Source organism: Bdellovibrio sp. (genome assembly GCF_036384735.1).
GTDB lineage: Bacteria > Bdellovibrionota > Bdellovibrionia > Bdellovibrionales > Bdellovibrionaceae > Bdellovibrio.
In genome coordinates, this window is record NZ_DASVLT010000035.1 from 150,338 (window position 1) to 165,971 (window position 15,634).

Sequence of the window (15,634 nt, forward strand, 5' to 3'; positions counted from 1 at the left end):
CTTATGAACCAAATGCGTTTTAAATCTTTCAAGACTAATAGCTCAATTTAATAGGCTTACCAAGATCGCCTGGGATGCCGACATCCTTACCGTTCACGATCAAATTCACAGCTCCACCGTTAGAGAAGCTGATACGAAGACCGCTGCGGCTTTTGAATGTATGCACCTGTTCGGCGGACAGCTTAATTTTCTGTGGCTTTCCATTTGGTGCCGAGTATTCGATATCAACCGTATCTAAAGCCTCTACGATCAGTTCGACAGGTTTATTTTTTTCTTCCTTCGGAGTTGGGCTCGGCGAAGCTGTTGGAGTCGCGGCCGCTTCTTCAGCGTGTTTTTCCGTCGGAGTGGCACTTGCGGTTGGCTTCGCAGTAGGTGTTGGAGATGTCGCGGCTATAGAGGGAGTTGTCACATGACTTGCGGAAGGTGTTGCCATCGTCGCGGGAACTGAAGTGTGGGCGGGCTTTGTCAAAGTACTTAATGGAGAAGGCTCAGGTGTCGCCTCTGTTGCCGCATTAGCGGATGGGGTCATGGACTCAACAGGTGCAGGGGTCTCTGAGGTGCCAGGTGCGCCGGACGCAGTTGCAACCGGAGTTGCACCTTCCATCGTTTGTGCCACCTGAGAAGTCGGGACTTCAGCTTCTTTAGAATATTTGTCGATCATTTTCTTTGTGAAGATGATTAAGCCCACAAGAATCGCAAGAACCACAACAACAGCAATAGTTTTTGTATTCTTCTTTTCGTTCAGTGGATTGTAAGGCTGTGCCCGAGAAGGCTGCGCAGCGGGGGTCGGAGCAGCTTGCACAGGCTCGGGGCGAGTTTGACGAATTGGTGTCACTGTCGCTTCGGGTTCAGCAGGCTCAGATGTTGTAGATTGCAGAGATGTAGCTGTCACTGGTTCAGAAATTTTATCCTCAGCAATTTCTTTGGCATGTTCGCCTTGACGGATGTAAGGCTGAGGTCGAGTTGATCCGACCTCTTCGTAAAAAGTTTCTAGAACTTTGTCAGCATCAAGACGCAAATATGTCGCATAGCTTTTCACGAAACCACGAAGAAACGTTTTTGCAGGAAGATTTTTTTCATCCCCCTCTTCGATAGCTTTTAGAACCTTGCTGCTGATTTTAAGCGAAAGGCCAACTTCGTTAAGGGAAAGTCCTTTTTCTTCACGGGCTTTTTTGAGGATTTCACCAGTCTTTTTCATCAATTTCCCTTTCGAATCAAATCCAACATGCCCTTGGCCTTCTCGCGATATTTCCCTTCAGGGTAATATTTGATAATTTCTGAGAAGCGAGCGGCTGATTTGGATTTATCACCTAAACGATAGTATGCGAGAGCGCTGTAAAAATGAGGCTCATCAAATAGATTTTTTTGACAAAAGCCAATGGCGCGGTCTAAAGCCTCGACGGCACGTCCATAATCTTTTTGTTCGAAGATAGAACGGCCGTAATAGTCACTCGCAACGCAATCATCGGGCTTGATTTTCAAAACCTTAAAAAATGCATCTTCAGCTTGTGGGTATTGCTTCTGATTGAATTTTGCCAAACCCAAATTGACGTAGGCGCGATCCGTAGAACCGTATGTAAGATCTGCTAAAACGGTGTTGATCTCTTTTTCGGCCTCAGCGTATTTACCTTCTTCGATCAAAACGCGGGCCAAGTTGTTGCGAGCATCGGTGTATTCTTTTTGAAGCGAAACGGCTTTGCGAAATTGCTGTTCAGCAGTCTCGTAACGTTCGCGCATGAAATAGACCTGGCCCAACTCGTTATAGACAAGTGGGTTGCTTGGATCCATTTCTTTTGCTTTTAACAACGCAGTCAGAGCTCCGGGATAGTTACCCTCTTCGATAAGGGAACTTCCCATTCGAATATAAAGCTCGGCTTTGTCCTTGTCTTGATTCCAACTTGCGCAGCCTGTTAGCAATGTGCTGAACGAGGTCAACGCGCAAAGAGCGATAATCCATTTACGCATGAATAAAAAGGTATCACTCGAGGGGGATTAGTCAACCCTCAGCTCTGCAATAGTCTCTACGTGATCTGTCTGCGGGAACATCTCGAAGGCTTGAACCCGCGAAAGGCGGTATTTGTGACCCAATTTCTGTGACCATTCGAAGAACCACTTCAGATCTCTTGCGAGTGAAACGGGATGGCAACTGATGTAGATGATTTTTTCGGGTTTTCCTGCGGCAAGGGCACGCATAATATATTCGCTAGCACCGGCGCGAGGGGGGTCTAGTAGAACAAGGTCCTGGTTTGTGATTGTTGCGCGCTTCATAAAGCTCTCAACATCGGACAAGAAGTAGCGAAGGCGCTTGTCTTTGTTTTGCGCCCGACCGCGTTCCACCAATTTTGGATTGAGCTCCACCGCGGTTACAGGAGAGTTTTTATACTTATTCAAAAGCGGGAAGGTGAAGTTTCCAGAACCGGCGTACAGATCAAAAATCTGTTTGTAAGTCGAGTCGCCGGCACACTCTAAAGCGGTCTTGAGCAAATCCTCGTTTTGGAAGCGATTGACTTGCGAAAACCCAACGCCGTCGTCTTCATCAGTGATAAGTCCATAACGAACTTCTTCTTGATCCGAGATATACATCTCAAGGCGCAAAAGGTCTTTCGAGTTTTTGGCAGCCACCCAAGCCTTCACTTCGGGAAACTTTTGAGTCAAAGCTTCTTCAGTGATTGGGCAATCTGTGATTTCCACGATCTCGTGAGAGTTTCTAGCAAAAAAACCGAATTTGCCGGTTTTGAATTTTGGTTGAATGCGGTTGCGATAACGAAAAACGCGGGGGCTTTCTTTCAAAGGAAGATAGTCAAAATCCAAAGAAGGATTAAACTTCTTGATGGTCTCAAGAACTAGAGATTCCTTTTGCCTGCGTTGCTCTTCTTCAGTGATTTGTTGCCAGTTGCAGCCACCGCAAACAAGCGCAACAGGGCATGGGGGCTCACGACGTGCGGGACCGGGTTTTAGAATCTCGATGATACGAGCTTCAGCAAAGTTTTTCTTTTGAGTCGTGAGTTCGACGAGAAGTTCATCGCCAGGAGCAGCAAGCGGTACAAAAATAACAAGGCCATCGTGGCGGGCGATGCCCGCGCCTCCGATGGCCAATTTCTCGATCTTAATTTTGATCTGAGAAGAGGAAACCATTAACTATGTGTTGCAGATTTCGCGTTTTTCGAAGAACAAAGCAAGTTCACGAGCCGCAGATTCAACAGAGTCAGAACCGTGAACTGCGTTTTCGCCTACGTTGTCGCCGAATTTAGAACGGATTGTGCCTGGAGCGGCTTTTTTAGGATCAGTTGCACCCATGATTTCGCGGTTTTTCAAAACGGCGCCTTCACCTTGCAAGCACATCAACATAACTGGGCCAGAAGTCATGAAAGAAACTAGTTCGCCGAAGAATGGGCGAGCTTTGTGTTCAGCATAGAATTCGCCAGCTTTATCAGCAGTCAAAACAGTGATTTTTGCAGCAGCGATTTTCAAACCGTTTGCTTCAAACATGCTTACGATGTCACCGATAGCATTTTTCTTCATTGCGTTTGGCTTGATGATTGAGAATGTTTGTTCGATAGCCATTAGATATCTCCTTGTTTATTACAAACAGTATTAAAATTTAATGAATCCTAGAGGTTGTAGCGAAAGGCGGGAAGCCTGTCTACTTTTCGTTATTTTTCCCGCGCATATTTTGGAGCGAGACTCGAGTCTTAGATGTCGAAAAAATCCTCTTTGTATTATAATTCACAAGTGATTTTAAATATTTATATTAGTAAACAAACTCACTTGTTGGAACTTTCTGGCATTGTCCCATATTGAATCTATCGATGGTAAACCAGTGGTTTTGAGTTGGTCGAGACCTTATCATAAATAAAGTAATGACCATATCTAGCACTGGAATATGCAGATGATTCAACCATGTAAATCGATCCTTGCCCCTATTCGATCCCGAAGTGGCTTTTCCCTTGTAGAGACTCTGGTTGTCGTCGGAGTCATGGGAATCATTATGGGTGGAATGATGACCTTACAGAGCCACCAGTCTAAAGAGGTGAAAGCGCTCAGCGAGCAATTGGCAAAATCAGAATTGGATAAGAACCTTATTTCTGTTTTTGCGGATGGAACGATCTGCAGCTTTATGTTTGCCAACGGATCTTCCGTCGGTCTCTCGCCGGTCAATGCAACTTTTGATGCTTCGACTCTTCCGAAGAAAAATGCCTTCACTTTAAATCAGATTCCTCTTCGTGGAGGCTCGTCGGCTCCGATCGCTCAGATCAATCAACAGGCATCGGCATCTTCGAATTCACTCTATGTGAACTCGATTTATGTGAATGTCGTACAAAAGGTTGATGCTAATCACTATTTAGCAACATTGAACGTATCATTTGATCCTGCGAGAACAGTGCGCGTGGTTCCAGATCTTTCTTACCCAATGCTCTTGCAAACGTCAGGAGCGAATGCAAATACCTCAATATCTAGTTGTGCAATGACCAATGGAAGTGGCTCGCCGAACTATGTTCCGCTGTGGGAAAGCAGCACCTCAATGAAGAACAGTAATATTTATCAGGATCCGGCAACACTCAATGTCGGAGTGGGGACGACAACGCCTCAAGCAACTTTGGAAGTGAATGGTGCCATCAAGATGGGCTATTCGAACACGTGTTCACCTGGGGCGATTCGATACAACCCCAATGCCACAGGGACCATGGAATTTTGCGATAACACGAGTGCCTGGAAAGGCATGGGTGGAATTTCATCTTGCACGATTGTGCCAAGCGGCTGGGGGGCTTCAGCCTCCGCGACATGCCCGGCAGGGAAAATTTTAACTGGTGGAAGCTGTGAAATGCAAAGGGGTGGCGATGGCCGTGTCATAGGCACGCGCAGTTGCGTGCCTAGCGGCCAAACCATGACCTGCTCAGAAGGTAATTCGGGAGTTTGCCGAACGTATGCGATTTGTTGCAGCTAAAGTCTCGGACGATACAGAACATATTCTTCAATGGCATTAACGATATGATAAAGCGAACTTGCCTTTGCCGTTGTTGAATTGAAGGTATCCTCAGCTGACAACTGGTCGTACCAAAGACCTTTCATCGGAGTTTCAAAAAATTTGAAAAGTGTTTCCAAAGCGTCATCGGCAGCTTTTGCATAAGTGACTTTTTGATCGGCAGAGGCCTCAGTTCCCAATCGTGCCGCAGCCTTGATGCGCTCGCACTGTGGCCAGAAGCGAGATGACTGAAGTTTCGGAGTGTAATCACTCCACATTTCGTCAAAAGCGATTTTACGTGATGGTGAAGTTCCGTACTTGTCTGCAAGTTGAAAGAGGTTGTGACGAACAGCTTTCAAATCACGACCTGTGAGTTCTTGATAAAGGAACATCAACCAAGCCCATTCGTATTGATGACCGGGCTCATAGATAAATTTTCCGTTTTCCATCTTATGATTCCAGTGGCTGTCGAAATATTCACCAAGAACATGAGTCTTAGGATCTATGAATTTTTCTAAAGCTAAAGTTACAAGCTCATGGCCAAGGTCTTTCCATTCCTGATCTTGATCTACTTGCATCCATGCGACTGCAGACTCGAACATGTGCATGTGGGGATTTGACTTGTAGGAAATGGTGCCTTTTTCATCAAGCTCCGTGAAGCCACCGGCTTGAACTTTGCGTTCGCGGTAAAGATATTTCACCAACGCTTTTGCTGGATCTTTAAATTCTGCAGTTGGAGAAATCGAATAAGCTTGCGCCAATGCGAACAATGCAAAAGCTTGAGTATAAAGATCAGGATTTGCGCTTTTCACACTTCCATCTGGATTAATGGAGTAAATGAAAGCTCCAGAGGGCTGCATGAAATTCTTAATCATATAGCGAGTTCCTGCAAGAGCCGCCGAATGAGCAAAGTCTTTTGAAACACAACCGAGACGAGCGCCAGTCAGGAAAGAATAAATCTGGCGAGATTGCACCATGGCTCTGCGTGGAACATCCATTGGCTGGCCTTCAAATGTTAGGCTCTCAACGAAACCTCCATTTGATTTGTCGATACCTTTTGCGCTCCACAAAGGATACACGTCCCTTGAAAGCCAGTTTTTGCATTTTTCAATATTTTGAGCCGCTGTGTTTCCCATTCTAGTTCCACTCCAATCCTGCCAATCGGCTTCAGCATATTATCAGGGCATATGGTCAAGCAACCAGATTCAGGCTCCTTTGATAGGCACCTTGTAACGGCGCAAAGAACTGCATGAATGTTTAAAATATAAGTCGCGTTTATTGTGGAGGGTGTATAGCTTCGAAGAATGAGGGAAGTTCAGCTCGAAAAAAAATCGTCATTCCTTAGAACCAAAAGATATTTTCTATTTTGGATCTCAAGTCTTTTTTCCAATATAGGAACCTGGATGCAGCAGGTGGCACAACCCTGGGTTATTTTAACGATCAGCCATTCCTCCTTCTGGGTTGGTGTGGATAGCTTCATGCTTAATGCTCCAGGCTGGATTCTCACTTTATGGGGAGGCTACATAGCTGATAGATTCGATCGAAAGAAAATAGTTCTAGTGTGTCAGTCAATTCAATGTTTATGTGTTTTGATTCTATTCATTCTGATTCTCTCGAACCGTGCACAAATTTGGATAATTTTAGTTTGCTCTTTCATTATTGGAAGCACGGATTCTCTTTCGATGCCATCATTCCAATCAATTATTCCATCAATGGTTGAGCAGAATGAAATTCCCAAGGCGATTTCATTTAATTCTACTCAGTTTAATCTTTCTAGAACTTTGGGTCCTTCACTTGCCGGGCTGATAATTTCGAAATATGGCGTGACTGCATGCTATGGCGCAAATCTCGTTTCATATATTCCATTTTTCCTTTCACTTTATTGGATATATCCAAAATCAGGCTTTCAAAAAGAGCCTGTCGTCTCAACGAAACCAACTCAGTACCTTCTTTTTTTGAAAGATCCGGATTTCAACACGCCACTGATGACGGTGTTTGTAACGATGGCCCTATGTGCGCCGATGATGACATTTGCACCAGTGCTGATAAAAAATATATTTCACGGAGATGCTTCTCAGTTAGGTTGGGCCATGGCTTGCTTTGGCTTTGGAGGAGTTATTGACGCGATCTTTCCTGCAATATTGAGCGAAAGGGACAATCGATTGAGATTGGCAGCCCACGGCATTGCTATATTGACAGGGATTTTGTTATTGCTGGTGAGGTTTGTATCGTCGGTTTCTCTATTATTTTTGATGCTTTTTTGTCTTGGTCTCTTTTTGACGGCCAGTAATACAGTTGTGAATTCCCTTTTGCAGAAAAGGGCTCAAAATCAGATTCGTGGGAAGATAATTAGTTTATTTCAGTTGTCTCTTCAGGGAGGAATGGCCCTCGGGGGATTTATGACAGGAATGTTGTCGTCTATAATTGATGTTAAGGATGTTCTTTCGATCAGTGGAATAATTGCGACTTGCTTACAAGTTATTATATTTATTTATGGCGCATTTCCTTTTAAACGTGATCGATAATTAAATAGGGGATAATTACGTAAATTGTAAGGTCACGAATCAAATAGTAAGCAATTACAGCAGCAAAGACTTTCCAGCCGTATTTTTTGCGCAGGCCCCTGAAGCCGCTTTTTTTGTAGGTTGCTTTGATTTCTTTCAGCATGTGAAGTCCCGGGAAAGAACTTGATTCATGCTTTAATGCTAGCGCTTTCATAAATACCTCGGCAATAGGGAAAAGGGGGAAGATAATCCCCCTTTCTTCGTTATCTTATTCTAGTGGAACACCTGTCTTTTTGGCGATGGACTGACCATACTCTGGGTCGCATTGAAGGAAATGCTGAATATTGGCTTGCACTATGTCAGACGGGACGCCTTTCATGGCATTTGCGATATTAGTTGTTAAACGATCACGCTCGGCAGGGGTTAACAAGCGGTACAGATCACCCGCCTGCGAGAAATCATCATTACCTAAGTGAGCATTGTGACGATCAACATCTCCGGAAATTTTCAATGGAGGCTCAGCAAAATCCGCGTTCTGAGCTGGACCTTCAAAGCCATTCGGCTCATAGTTCGTCTGTCTTCCGGCATTGCCATCGAATCGCATGGAACCATCGCGATGGTAAGTGTTCACCTCAGAACGGGGGCGGTTTACGGGAAGAGACTGATAATTGACTCCGAGTCGATATCGTTGCGCATCTGGATAACTAAATAGACGAGCTTGCAACATTTTATCAGGAGAAAATCCAATGCCAGGAACAACATTGGCCGGAGAGAATGCGGCTTGTTCAACCTCAGCAAAATAGTTTTCAGGATTGCGATTCAGCTCCATCACGCCGACGTCTATCAAAGGATAGTCTTTGTGTGACCAAATTTTTGTAAGATCAAAGGGATTCACTTTATAATGGTCGGCATCTGTCTCTGACATAACCTGAATCTTCAGAGCCCAACGAGGATACTGATTTCTCTCAATCGCTTCGAAAAGATCGCGACCTGCATAGTCGGGGTCAGTGCCCGCCAGCTCTTGCGCGCGCTCAGCACTTAAGTTTTTAATTCCCTGCAAGGTTTTGAAGTGAAACTTGACCCAATAGCGTTCGTTTTTAGAATTAATAAAGCTATAGGTATGGCTGCCGTATCCGTTCATGAAGCGATAACCATCAGGGGTACCGCGATCACTAAATAGAATTGTAATCTGATGAAGAGCTTCCGGAGCATATTGCCAGTAGTCCCACATTCTTGTCGCATTTTTATAACCTGTTTGCGGGTCTCGCTTTTGCGAATGGATAAAATCCGAAAATTTCAAAGGATCGCGCTCAAAGAACACCGGAGTATTATTGCCAACGAGATCCCAATTTCCTTGTTCTGTATAGAACTTGACCGCAAATCCACGTGGATCGCGTTCGGTATCAGCACTGCCCTTTTCTCCAGCTACAGTCGAGAAGCGCAGAAATAAATCTGTTTTTTTGCCAACTTCAGAGAAAACTTCTGCCTTTGTATATTTGGAAATATCGTGAGTGATCGTCAAAGTTCCGTAGGCACCTGAGCCCTTTGCATGCACTACGCGTTCAGGAATTCTTTCCCGGGCAAAGTGAGCAAGTTTTTCAATTAAATGCATATCTTGGAGAAGAAGAGGACCACGAGGTCCCGCAGACAAAGAGTGCTGATTTTCAGAAACGGGTGCGCCAGCAGAAGTTGTTAACGTTTTAATTTTAGACATAATGATTTCTCCTAAGTATTCTTAATTTTGTATGTGAGTTGATTGAGGAAGAATGAAATGAAATGACCGATGCGCTGAAAGATGTTGGGAACTTTGCCGTGTCTTTCCAGAAGTGGAATGATTTCCTTTCGCCCAAATGTTTTTGCAAAATCCAATGCTGTCTGATTTGCGAAATTGCGAAGGTGAATGTCAGCGCCCTCTTTTAAAAGAAGCTGCAAGATTTCAAAATGTCCTTTGAAGGCAGCCCCCATGAGGACTGTGTTTCCGCCCTTATCGCAGGTATTAACGTCAGCCCCAGATTCAATAAGCAAAACGGCGGCGTCATAGTGATCGTTATAGGCGGTTAGCATTAACGCCGAATATCCGCGGTGATTTTTTTCATTCACGTTAGCGCCAGCTAGAATTTCTCTGGCGATCGTTCCAATGTCTCCAACGCGAGCGGCTTGCAATAGCAGTGGTTCATCTTGTTTGCTTTTAAGATACTCAGAATAAGAACGCATAAAACAGTATCTCCTTGTGGCATAAGGATCGGTCATTTTTGCGTATGTATCCAATATTCAATATTGATGGATGATATAGAAAATAACTATAATATATCTAAAGATCATTAATGAGATCTATAGAGATAAAAGCGAATTAAGTCCGCAAAGGTCTATCGGCGAGTCTTTCTCCATAGGAAAACACCCAAAATACTCAAGAATAATATCAACGTTACGACAAAGGAAACTATGTTTTCGTCAGTAGGGTTACTTGATGCGTGCATTCCGAAATAGAAAAATGCTGTCTTTAATATAAGCATTGATCCAATAAGAACACCGATATAAGTACCCAATTCGCGAAAGGTCTTTTGTTCTTCCGTTAATGGCTTTTTGGATTTATATTTCTGCACTTGGAAGCCCCAGAATTCCTGTCGATGAAAATCTGCGACGACTTCAGCCCAAGCTTCACGAAGAACGTCGCCAAGGATTGGCGTTGCTTGCTCTGCTAGTTTTTCCTTTAAAAGGCGACAAGCCTGTTCTTGAATCTTTTCCTGATCTTCATACGAAAAGTACCCGCGGCCCGAAGTTGAAAAGTCGGCATCGAAATTTTGATCAATGACCGACAGGTGATGTTTCGCCTCTTCGGCAAAAGGAACGTTTGATAAGTATTTTTTGGTAAAAGAAGATGCTTTCATTTGTTGCTAACTTATGTCGGCCTTGAAAGATTTGTCAAAGTTTCGTGAATCATGTGAAATTCATGGGCAACCTTTCATCTTTCTCTGCGATTATTCGAAGTCAGGCCGCACCCAGTCCGCAGGCCGCGGTGTCAAAATAGGAAATCGATATTTTCCCTTGAAATGAAAAGCGCGCTTTCATAGGCTTTTCCCATGAGAATTTCAAAATGGCTGAGTTATTCAACGATTCTTCACGGAGGCTTGCTCTTAGGAGTTGTCTTTGGAATGAAAGCGCAGAAAAGCTCTTCGCGGGTTGTTGAAATCGAAATAGCAGAAGCAACCCATACAGAAACCTCTTCCACAACGAAATCTATAAGCGCTACATCTGCATCGATAAGTCATTCCGCAAAGAATGGACAAAATGGTAGAGGAAAAGATGTTTCTCTTAAGGGAATAAATCTTTTTGGCCCACAATATCACTATGAATCAGCGGATGGAGAAGGCCTTGGAGATGGCAATCCCGTTGCGAAATCAGACTTCAAAAGTTCAGACACCTATATATTCGATAGCCACAACATGCTTGCTGATACAGATCAGTGGGAGTTCTATCACCAGATTTTTGAGCGTATCGACAGTCAGTTGATGTTTGATTCAATTCTTGCGCAGTATAACCACTTCGGCAGCGTCTTCCTAGAATTCGAAGTCGATGCTGAGGGCCACTTTGTAGAGACGGCTTTAAGAGCCAAAGCTGATGATCCCATTTTGAAGGTGCATGTGATTCGTGCACTTAGAAAAGGTTTAAAAGAATCTTTCGTGAAGGCGAAATGGAATCCTTCGGGAAAAATTGCTGTCCTTCAAGCAAAGTTCGAATTTCTATACGGGGATAGTTCAGTAAACTCCAAAAAACAAAAGGAATTCGGAAAACCAGTTTTGGTCTTCAAACGCGCAACCAGTGAAAAACCTACGGCATCTAATTTAACAGACACGCTACTGGACGCCGACAATCTAAAAAATCCATATCAAATCGCCGAACGCTTAGAGAAATATAAAAAGAAAAAAGCACTTCGCGCCGGAGACTTCGATCCCTTCCAAAACTATCGAAACGATCCTGATTACGACCTATAAAAAAAGCGGGCCTGCTTTCACAGACCCGCCATTCAACGCGCAACATCGCAAAAAGGTACGGCGTACCTTTTATTTTTTCAACATGGATTGCATTGTTTTTCCCATGTCAGCTGGTGAACGAGAAATTTTGCAACCGGCAGCCTCAAGAGCTTCGAACTTCGCTTCGGCAGTACCTTTACCACCGCTGATGATCGCGCCCGCGTGACCCATACGTTTACCAGCAGGAGCAGCTGCACCCGCGATGAACACTGTGACTGGTTTTTTGAAGTTGTGTTTGATGTATTCAGCGGCTTCTTCTTCTGCAGAACCACCGATTTCACCGATCATGATAACACCGTCAGTGTCTGGATCTTCATTGAACATCTTCAAGATGTCGATGAAGTTTGTTCCGTTCACAGGGTCTCCGCCGATACCTACCGCAGTAGATTGGCCCAAACCAAGTGCAGTCAATTGGCCCACAGCTTCGTAAGTCAAAGTCCCAGAGCGTGAAAGAACGCCGATGCGACCTGGTTTGTGGATTGAACCTGGCATGATACCGATTTTGCATTCGCCTGGAGTGATAACGCCTGGGCAGTTAGGACCGATCAAGCGAGTACGTTTGCCTTGCATGTACTTCTTAACTTTAACCATATCCAATACAGGGATACCTTCAGTGATACAAATCACTAGATCCAAATCAGCGTCAACAGCTTCCATGATAGAGTCGGCAGCGAATGGAGGGGGAACGAAAATTACAGAAGCGTTGCAACCAGTAGCTGCTTTAGCTTCTTTCACAGTGTTGAACACTGGAAGACCGATGTGAGTTGTGCCACCTTTACCCGGAGTCACACCACCAACCATTTTAGTTCCGTAGGCCAATGCTTGCTCAGAGTGGAAAGTACCTTGAGCACCAGTGAAACCTTGGCAGATAACTTTTGTGTTTTTGTTTATCAAAATTGACATGTGGATTATCCTTTAATCGCAGCAACGATCTTTTTAGCTGCATCTGTAAGGTCGTCAGCTGGAGTGATGTTCAAGCCAGACTCTCTCAACATTTTCTTACCAAGTTCTACGTTTGTACCTTCAAGGCGGCAAACAAGTGGAACTTTCAAACCAAGCTCTTTAGAGGCAGCGATAACGCCTTCTGCGATGATGTCACATTTCATGATACCACCGAAGATGTTTACCAAGATGCCTTTTACGTTTGGATCTTTAAGGATGATTTTGAACGCCTCAGTCACCTTCTCTTTATTAGCGCCACCGCCAACGTCCAAGAAGTTTGCAGGCTCAGCACCGTGCAATTTAATGATGTCCAAAGTCGCCATTGCAAGACCAGCACCGTTCACCAAGCAACCGATGTTACCATCAAGTTTGATGAAAGCTAGATCGAATTTAGAAGCTTCAATTTCAGAAGGTTCTTCTTCGTTCAAGTCGCGCATTTCAACGATATCTGGATGTCTGAATAATGCATTTGAATCGAAGTTCATTTTTGCATCTAGAGCGAAAACATCGCCTTCTTTAGTCACAACAAGTGGGTTGATCTCTGCGATAGAGCAATCAGTTGCGATGAATGCATTGTAAAGACCCTGGAAGAACTTAGTTGCTTTACCAACTAGAGCTGCATCCATGCCGATAGCGAAAGCCAACTCGCGAGCTTGGAAAGGCATCAAACCAACAGTTGGATCGATGTCTACTTTTTTGATTGCGTTGGGATTGTGTTCAGCGACTTCCTCGATATCCATACCGCCTTCAGAAGAAGCCATCATTGCAGCTCTTCCAGTAGCACGATCGATCAAGCAGGCAACGTAGTATTCTTTCGCGATGTTGCAACCTTGTTCGATGAAAACTTTCTGAACAACTTTACCGTGAGGGCCTGTTTGGTGAGTCACCAAAGTCATGCCGATCATTTTTTTAGTGTAGTCAGCAACTTCGTCCAAAGACTTCGCAACTTTAACACCGCCGCCTTTGCCGCGACCACCAGCGTGGATTTGAGCTTTAACAACCCATACGGATCCACCGATTTCTTTCGCAGCTGCAACAGCCTCTTCTGGAGAGTGAGCAAGCTTACCTTTAAGCGTTGCTACTCCGAACTTTCTCAAGACTTCTTTGGCCTGATACTCATGAATATTCATTTTAATTCCTTACTACTGAACAGTTTTAAGAGCTGATACTAGAGTGCGAACTGCATCTACTGATTTTTTGAACTCTTCTTGTTCAGCTGGGTTCAATTCGAATTTGTGAACTTTCTCAACACCTTTGCCACCGATAGTAGCAAGAACGCCGACCATCAAACCTTCGTTAACACCGAACTCACCAGTCAACTCAACTGCAACTGGAAGAACGCGTTTTTGGTCTTTCAAGATTGCTTCAGCCATTTCAACTGCGCCACGTGAAGGAGCGTAGTAAGCAGAGCCCGTTTTCAAGTGACCGCCGATTTCAGCGCCAGCTTGTTTTGTACGAGCAACGATGGCTGCGATTTTGTCTGCAGGCAATAGTTCAGTCAAAGGGATGCCAGATACAGAAGCGTGGCGAACCATTGGAACCATCGCATCACCGTGGTTACCAAGAACAACACCAGTTACGTCTTTAACAGAAACATTCAATGCTTCAGCGATGAATGTACGGAAGCGAGCAGAATCCAAGCAACCGCCCATACCGATGACGCGCTCACGAGGGAAGCCCAAAATTTGTTTCGCGTAAACAGCCATAACGTCCATAGGATTACAAACAACGATAACGAAAGAGTTCGGAGCGTATTTTTTAACGCCTTCACAAACGTCTTTTACGATTTTCGCGTTGATACCAACTAGTTCATCGCGGCTCATACCTGGCTTGCGTGGCATACCTGCAGTGATGATGACAACATCAGCATCAGCGATGTCTTCGTACTTGCTAGTACCTTTTACATTTGTATCGAACATTTCGATTGCAGATGCTTGAGCCAAGTCCAAGGCTTTTCCGATTGCAGCGCCTTCGTTCACGTCAAGAACGACAACATCGCCAAGTTCTTTTTGAGCTGCCCAGTGAGCAGTAGTTGAACCTACGAAACCTGCACCGATAACGGCGATTTTATTTCTCTTATGTGCCATGATGAATCTCCTTAAGGCATCAGTACGTTGTAGCCTTGTTTTTATCTTCGTCACCTCGGGGGGATGCGTGCGAATAAAATCAACGCTACAACGTACTAAAATGAATGAAAAAAATTAAAACTTGCGTCGATGACCCATTCAATATCAAATCGTAAACAGTGACAAGGGATACTGCTTGGCGCAGGACTTAGGAAAATAGCCACCTTCAGAATGGAACACGTGAGCATTATACGTCTGCAAGATGTGACTGTGACTTTTGATTCGCAAACAGTTTTGAAGTCCGTTGATTTGGAAATCAAAGCAGGGGAATCCTTTGTTATCGTAGGGCCAAGCGGACAAGGTAAAACTGTTCTGTTGAAAACTTTGTCGGGGTTGATAACTCCGCAGAATGGCAAAGTTTTTGTTGAACAGCAGGACTGGTTGACGCTAAGCCCAAAGCAGCGCTTGCCGCTACTGAAAAAGATGGGAATTCTATTTCAGAAAAATGCTCTCTTCGACTCACTGACTTGTATCGAGAATATTGCGTTTCCTTTGCGCGAAACCACGGATCTCGAAGAATCTGAAATCACAAAAAAGGCTGAGTATTTCTTGGAAGCCGTAGGAATTTCTCACGCGCGCGATTTATTTCCTGACGAAATCAGCGGCGGAATGCAAAAGCGCCTGGGGATCGCTAGAGCCCTGGCTCTAGATCCAGAAATAATTTTTTACGATGATCCTACGGCGGGACTTGATCCCATCACGTCGAAAAAAATAATCGAGCTCATCATCAAGTTGAAAAAGCAAAAAGGCTCAACAGTGATTGCAGTAACGAATGATATGAATCGCGCATATCAACTTGCAGATCGCATTGCGATGGTTGTCGATGAAAAAGTTCTGATCACCGGAACTCCAGAGCAGACAAAAAATCATCGCGATCCACGAGTCCATCAATTCGTGCGCGGTCTGACGGAAGGCCCACTCACCACAGTATAAAAATGCGGGATGGCGCTCTTGCAGGATCGACCTGTTTCCCTTTCGAGGGATTTTCAGTCCCGTCCATGGTCCTGTTTTGCTGAGGTTATCAGCGCAAGAACGTTCCAGAGGTTTCACGCAATCTTATTTCAAAAG

At 44.5% G+C, this 15,634-nt stretch carries 16 protein-coding genes; 4 read left to right on the forward strand and 12 right to left on the reverse strand.

The window, feature by feature from the left end; all coding sequences use genetic code 11:
- Positions 1-34: 34 nt before the first annotated feature.
- Genes VF412_RS10190 through ndk form a run of 4 tightly spaced genes read right to left on the reverse strand, consistent with a single transcriptional unit; the run spans position 35 to position 3,564 of the window.
- The gene (locus VF412_RS10190) at positions 35-1,198 is read right to left on the reverse strand and encodes a helix-turn-helix domain-containing protein (RefSeq protein WP_331339134.1); all 1,164 of its coding nucleotides are present in this window, start codon (positions 1,196-1,198) and stop codon (positions 35-37) included.
- A complete protein-coding gene (locus VF412_RS10195) occupies positions 1,198-1,965 on the reverse strand; it encodes a tetratricopeptide repeat protein (protein WP_331339135.1) in 768 nt (255 codons plus the stop codon). The genes VF412_RS10190 and VF412_RS10195 overlap by 1 nt, the downstream gene beginning before the upstream one ends.
- 27 nt (positions 1,966-1,992) lie before the next feature.
- Entirely contained in the window at positions 1,993-3,135 is a 1,143-nt protein-coding gene (locus tag VF412_RS10200; protein ID WP_331339136.1) for a class I SAM-dependent RNA methyltransferase, read from the reverse strand.
- Between the two features lie 3 nt (positions 3,136-3,138).
- Positions 3,139-3,564: a nucleoside-diphosphate kinase gene (gene ndk / locus VF412_RS10205; RefSeq protein WP_331339137.1), complete on the reverse strand. Its 426-nt coding sequence runs from the start codon at positions 3,562-3,564 to the stop codon at positions 3,139-3,141.
- Positions 3,565-3,889: 325 nt separating this feature from the next.
- On the opposite strand from ndk, the gene VF412_RS10210 reads away from it, so the two are divergent.
- Complete coding sequence (locus VF412_RS10210) at positions 3,890-4,945, forward strand: type II secretion system protein (protein ID WP_331339138.1); 1,056 nt, start codon at positions 3,890-3,892, stop codon at positions 4,943-4,945.
- Here the strand turns inward: VF412_RS10210 and VF412_RS10215 are convergent.
- Positions 4,942-6,099, reverse strand: coding sequence for an AGE family epimerase/isomerase (locus VF412_RS10215; protein ID WP_331339139.1), 1,158 nt, complete (start codon positions 6,097-6,099; stop codon positions 4,942-4,944). The genes VF412_RS10210 and VF412_RS10215 overlap by 4 nt on opposite strands.
- Positions 6,100-6,267: 168 nt before the next feature.
- Here VF412_RS10215 and VF412_RS10220 point away from each other — a divergent pair, with 168 nt between their 5' ends.
- Positions 6,268-7,488, forward strand: coding sequence for an MFS transporter (locus VF412_RS10220; RefSeq protein WP_331339140.1), 1,221 nt, complete (start codon positions 6,268-6,270; stop codon positions 7,486-7,488).
- Here VF412_RS10220 and VF412_RS10225 read toward each other — a convergent pair.
- The 4 genes from VF412_RS10225 to VF412_RS10240 form a co-directional block, all read right to left on the reverse strand.
- Positions 7,472-7,681, reverse strand: a complete 210-nt coding sequence (locus VF412_RS10225) for a hypothetical protein (protein WP_331339141.1) — start codon at positions 7,679-7,681, stop codon at positions 7,472-7,474. The genes VF412_RS10220 and VF412_RS10225 overlap by 17 nt on opposite strands.
- Positions 7,682-7,735: 54 nt before the next feature.
- On the reverse strand, positions 7,736-9,181 hold the full coding sequence (locus VF412_RS10230) for a catalase (protein WP_331339142.1): 1,446 nt from the start codon (positions 9,179-9,181) through the stop codon (positions 7,736-7,738).
- Positions 9,182-9,192: 11 nt separating this feature from the next.
- Positions 9,193-9,681 (reverse strand): ankyrin repeat domain-containing protein, encoded by a 489-nt coding sequence (locus VF412_RS10235; RefSeq protein WP_331339143.1) that lies wholly within the window; start codon positions 9,679-9,681, stop codon positions 9,193-9,195.
- 152 nt (positions 9,682-9,833) lie between these two features.
- A complete protein-coding gene (locus VF412_RS10240) occupies positions 9,834-10,355 on the reverse strand; it encodes a hypothetical protein (RefSeq protein WP_331339144.1) in 522 nt (173 codons plus the stop codon).
- Positions 10,356-10,547: 192 nt separating this feature from the next.
- On the opposite strand from VF412_RS10240, the gene VF412_RS10245 reads away from it, so the two are divergent.
- Positions 10,548-11,459 (forward strand): hypothetical protein, encoded by a 912-nt coding sequence (locus tag VF412_RS10245; RefSeq protein WP_331339145.1) that lies wholly within the window; start codon positions 10,548-10,550, stop codon positions 11,457-11,459.
- A 69-nt stretch (positions 11,460-11,528) separates the two neighbouring features.
- On the opposite strand, the gene sucD is transcribed toward VF412_RS10245, so the two are convergent.
- The 3 genes from sucD to mdh are packed head-to-tail and all read right to left on the reverse strand — an operon-like array spanning position 11,529 to position 14,527.
- Complete coding sequence (gene sucD / locus VF412_RS10250) at positions 11,529-12,401, reverse strand: succinate--CoA ligase subunit alpha (protein WP_331339146.1); 873 nt, start codon at positions 12,399-12,401, stop codon at positions 11,529-11,531.
- A gap of 5 nt (positions 12,402-12,406) precedes the next feature.
- Positions 12,407-13,570, reverse strand: a complete 1,164-nt coding sequence (sucC, locus tag VF412_RS10255; RefSeq protein ID WP_331339147.1) for an ADP-forming succinate--CoA ligase subunit beta — start codon at positions 13,568-13,570, stop codon at positions 12,407-12,409.
- Between the two features lie 12 nt (positions 13,571-13,582).
- Positions 13,583-14,527 (reverse strand): malate dehydrogenase, encoded by a 945-nt coding sequence (gene mdh / locus VF412_RS10260; protein WP_331339148.1) that lies wholly within the window; start codon positions 14,525-14,527, stop codon positions 13,583-13,585.
- Between the two features lie 210 nt (positions 14,528-14,737).
- On the opposite strand from mdh, the gene VF412_RS10265 reads away from it, so the two are divergent.
- The gene (locus tag VF412_RS10265) at positions 14,738-15,499 is read left to right on the forward strand and encodes an ABC transporter ATP-binding protein (RefSeq protein ID WP_331339149.1); all 762 of its coding nucleotides are present in this window, start codon (positions 14,738-14,740) and stop codon (positions 15,497-15,499) included.
- Positions 15,500-15,634: the final 135 nt, after the last annotated feature.

Coding starts and splice junctions, on each gene's coding strand:
- VF412_RS10215 (WP_331339139.1), bottom strand. CDS start 6,099: ATGGGAAACACAGCGGCTCAAAATATTGAAAAATGCAAAAACTGGCTT.
- VF412_RS10220 (WP_331339140.1), top strand. CDS start 6,268: ATGAGGGAAGTTCAGCTCGAAAAAAAATCGTCATTCCTTAGAACCAAA.
- VF412_RS10245 (WP_331339145.1), top strand. CDS start 10,548: ATGAGAATTTCAAAATGGCTGAGTTATTCAACGATTCTTCACGGAGGC.
- VF412_RS10230 (WP_331339142.1), bottom strand. CDS start 9,181: ATGTCTAAAATTAAAACGTTAACAACTTCTGCTGGCGCACCCGTTTCT.
- sucC (WP_331339147.1), bottom strand. CDS start 13,570: ATGAATATTCATGAGTATCAGGCCAAAGAAGTCTTGAGAAAGTTCGGA.
- VF412_RS10235 (WP_331339143.1), bottom strand. CDS start 9,681: ATGCGTTCTTATTCTGAGTATCTTAAAAGCAAACAAGATGAACCACTG.
- VF412_RS10195 (WP_331339135.1), bottom strand. CDS start 1,965: ATGCGTAAATGGATTATCGCTCTTTGCGCGTTGACCTCGTTCAGCACA.
- sucD (WP_331339146.1), bottom strand. CDS start 12,401: ATGTCAATTTTGATAAACAAAAACACAAAAGTTATCTGCCAAGGTTTC.
- mdh (WP_331339148.1), bottom strand. CDS start 14,527: ATGGCACATAAGAGAAATAAAATCGCCGTTATCGGTGCAGGTTTCGTA.
- ndk (WP_331339137.1), bottom strand. CDS start 3,564: ATGGCTATCGAACAAACATTCTCAATCATCAAGCCAAACGCAATGAAG.
- VF412_RS10265 (WP_331339149.1), top strand. CDS start 14,738: ATGGAACACGTGAGCATTATACGTCTGCAAGATGTGACTGTGACTTTT.
- VF412_RS10240 (WP_331339144.1), bottom strand. CDS start 10,355: ATGAAAGCATCTTCTTTTACCAAAAAATACTTATCAAACGTTCCTTTT.
- VF412_RS10190 (WP_331339134.1), bottom strand. CDS start 1,198: ATGAAAAAGACTGGTGAAATCCTCAAAAAAGCCCGTGAAGAAAAAGGA.
- VF412_RS10200 (WP_331339136.1), bottom strand. CDS start 3,135: ATGGTTTCCTCTTCTCAGATCAAAATTAAGATCGAGAAATTGGCCATC.
- VF412_RS10210 (WP_331339138.1), top strand. CDS start 3,890: ATGATTCAACCATGTAAATCGATCCTTGCCCCTATTCGATCCCGAAGT.
- VF412_RS10225 (WP_331339141.1), bottom strand. CDS start 7,681: ATGAAAGCGCTAGCATTAAAGCATGAATCAAGTTCTTTCCCGGGACTT.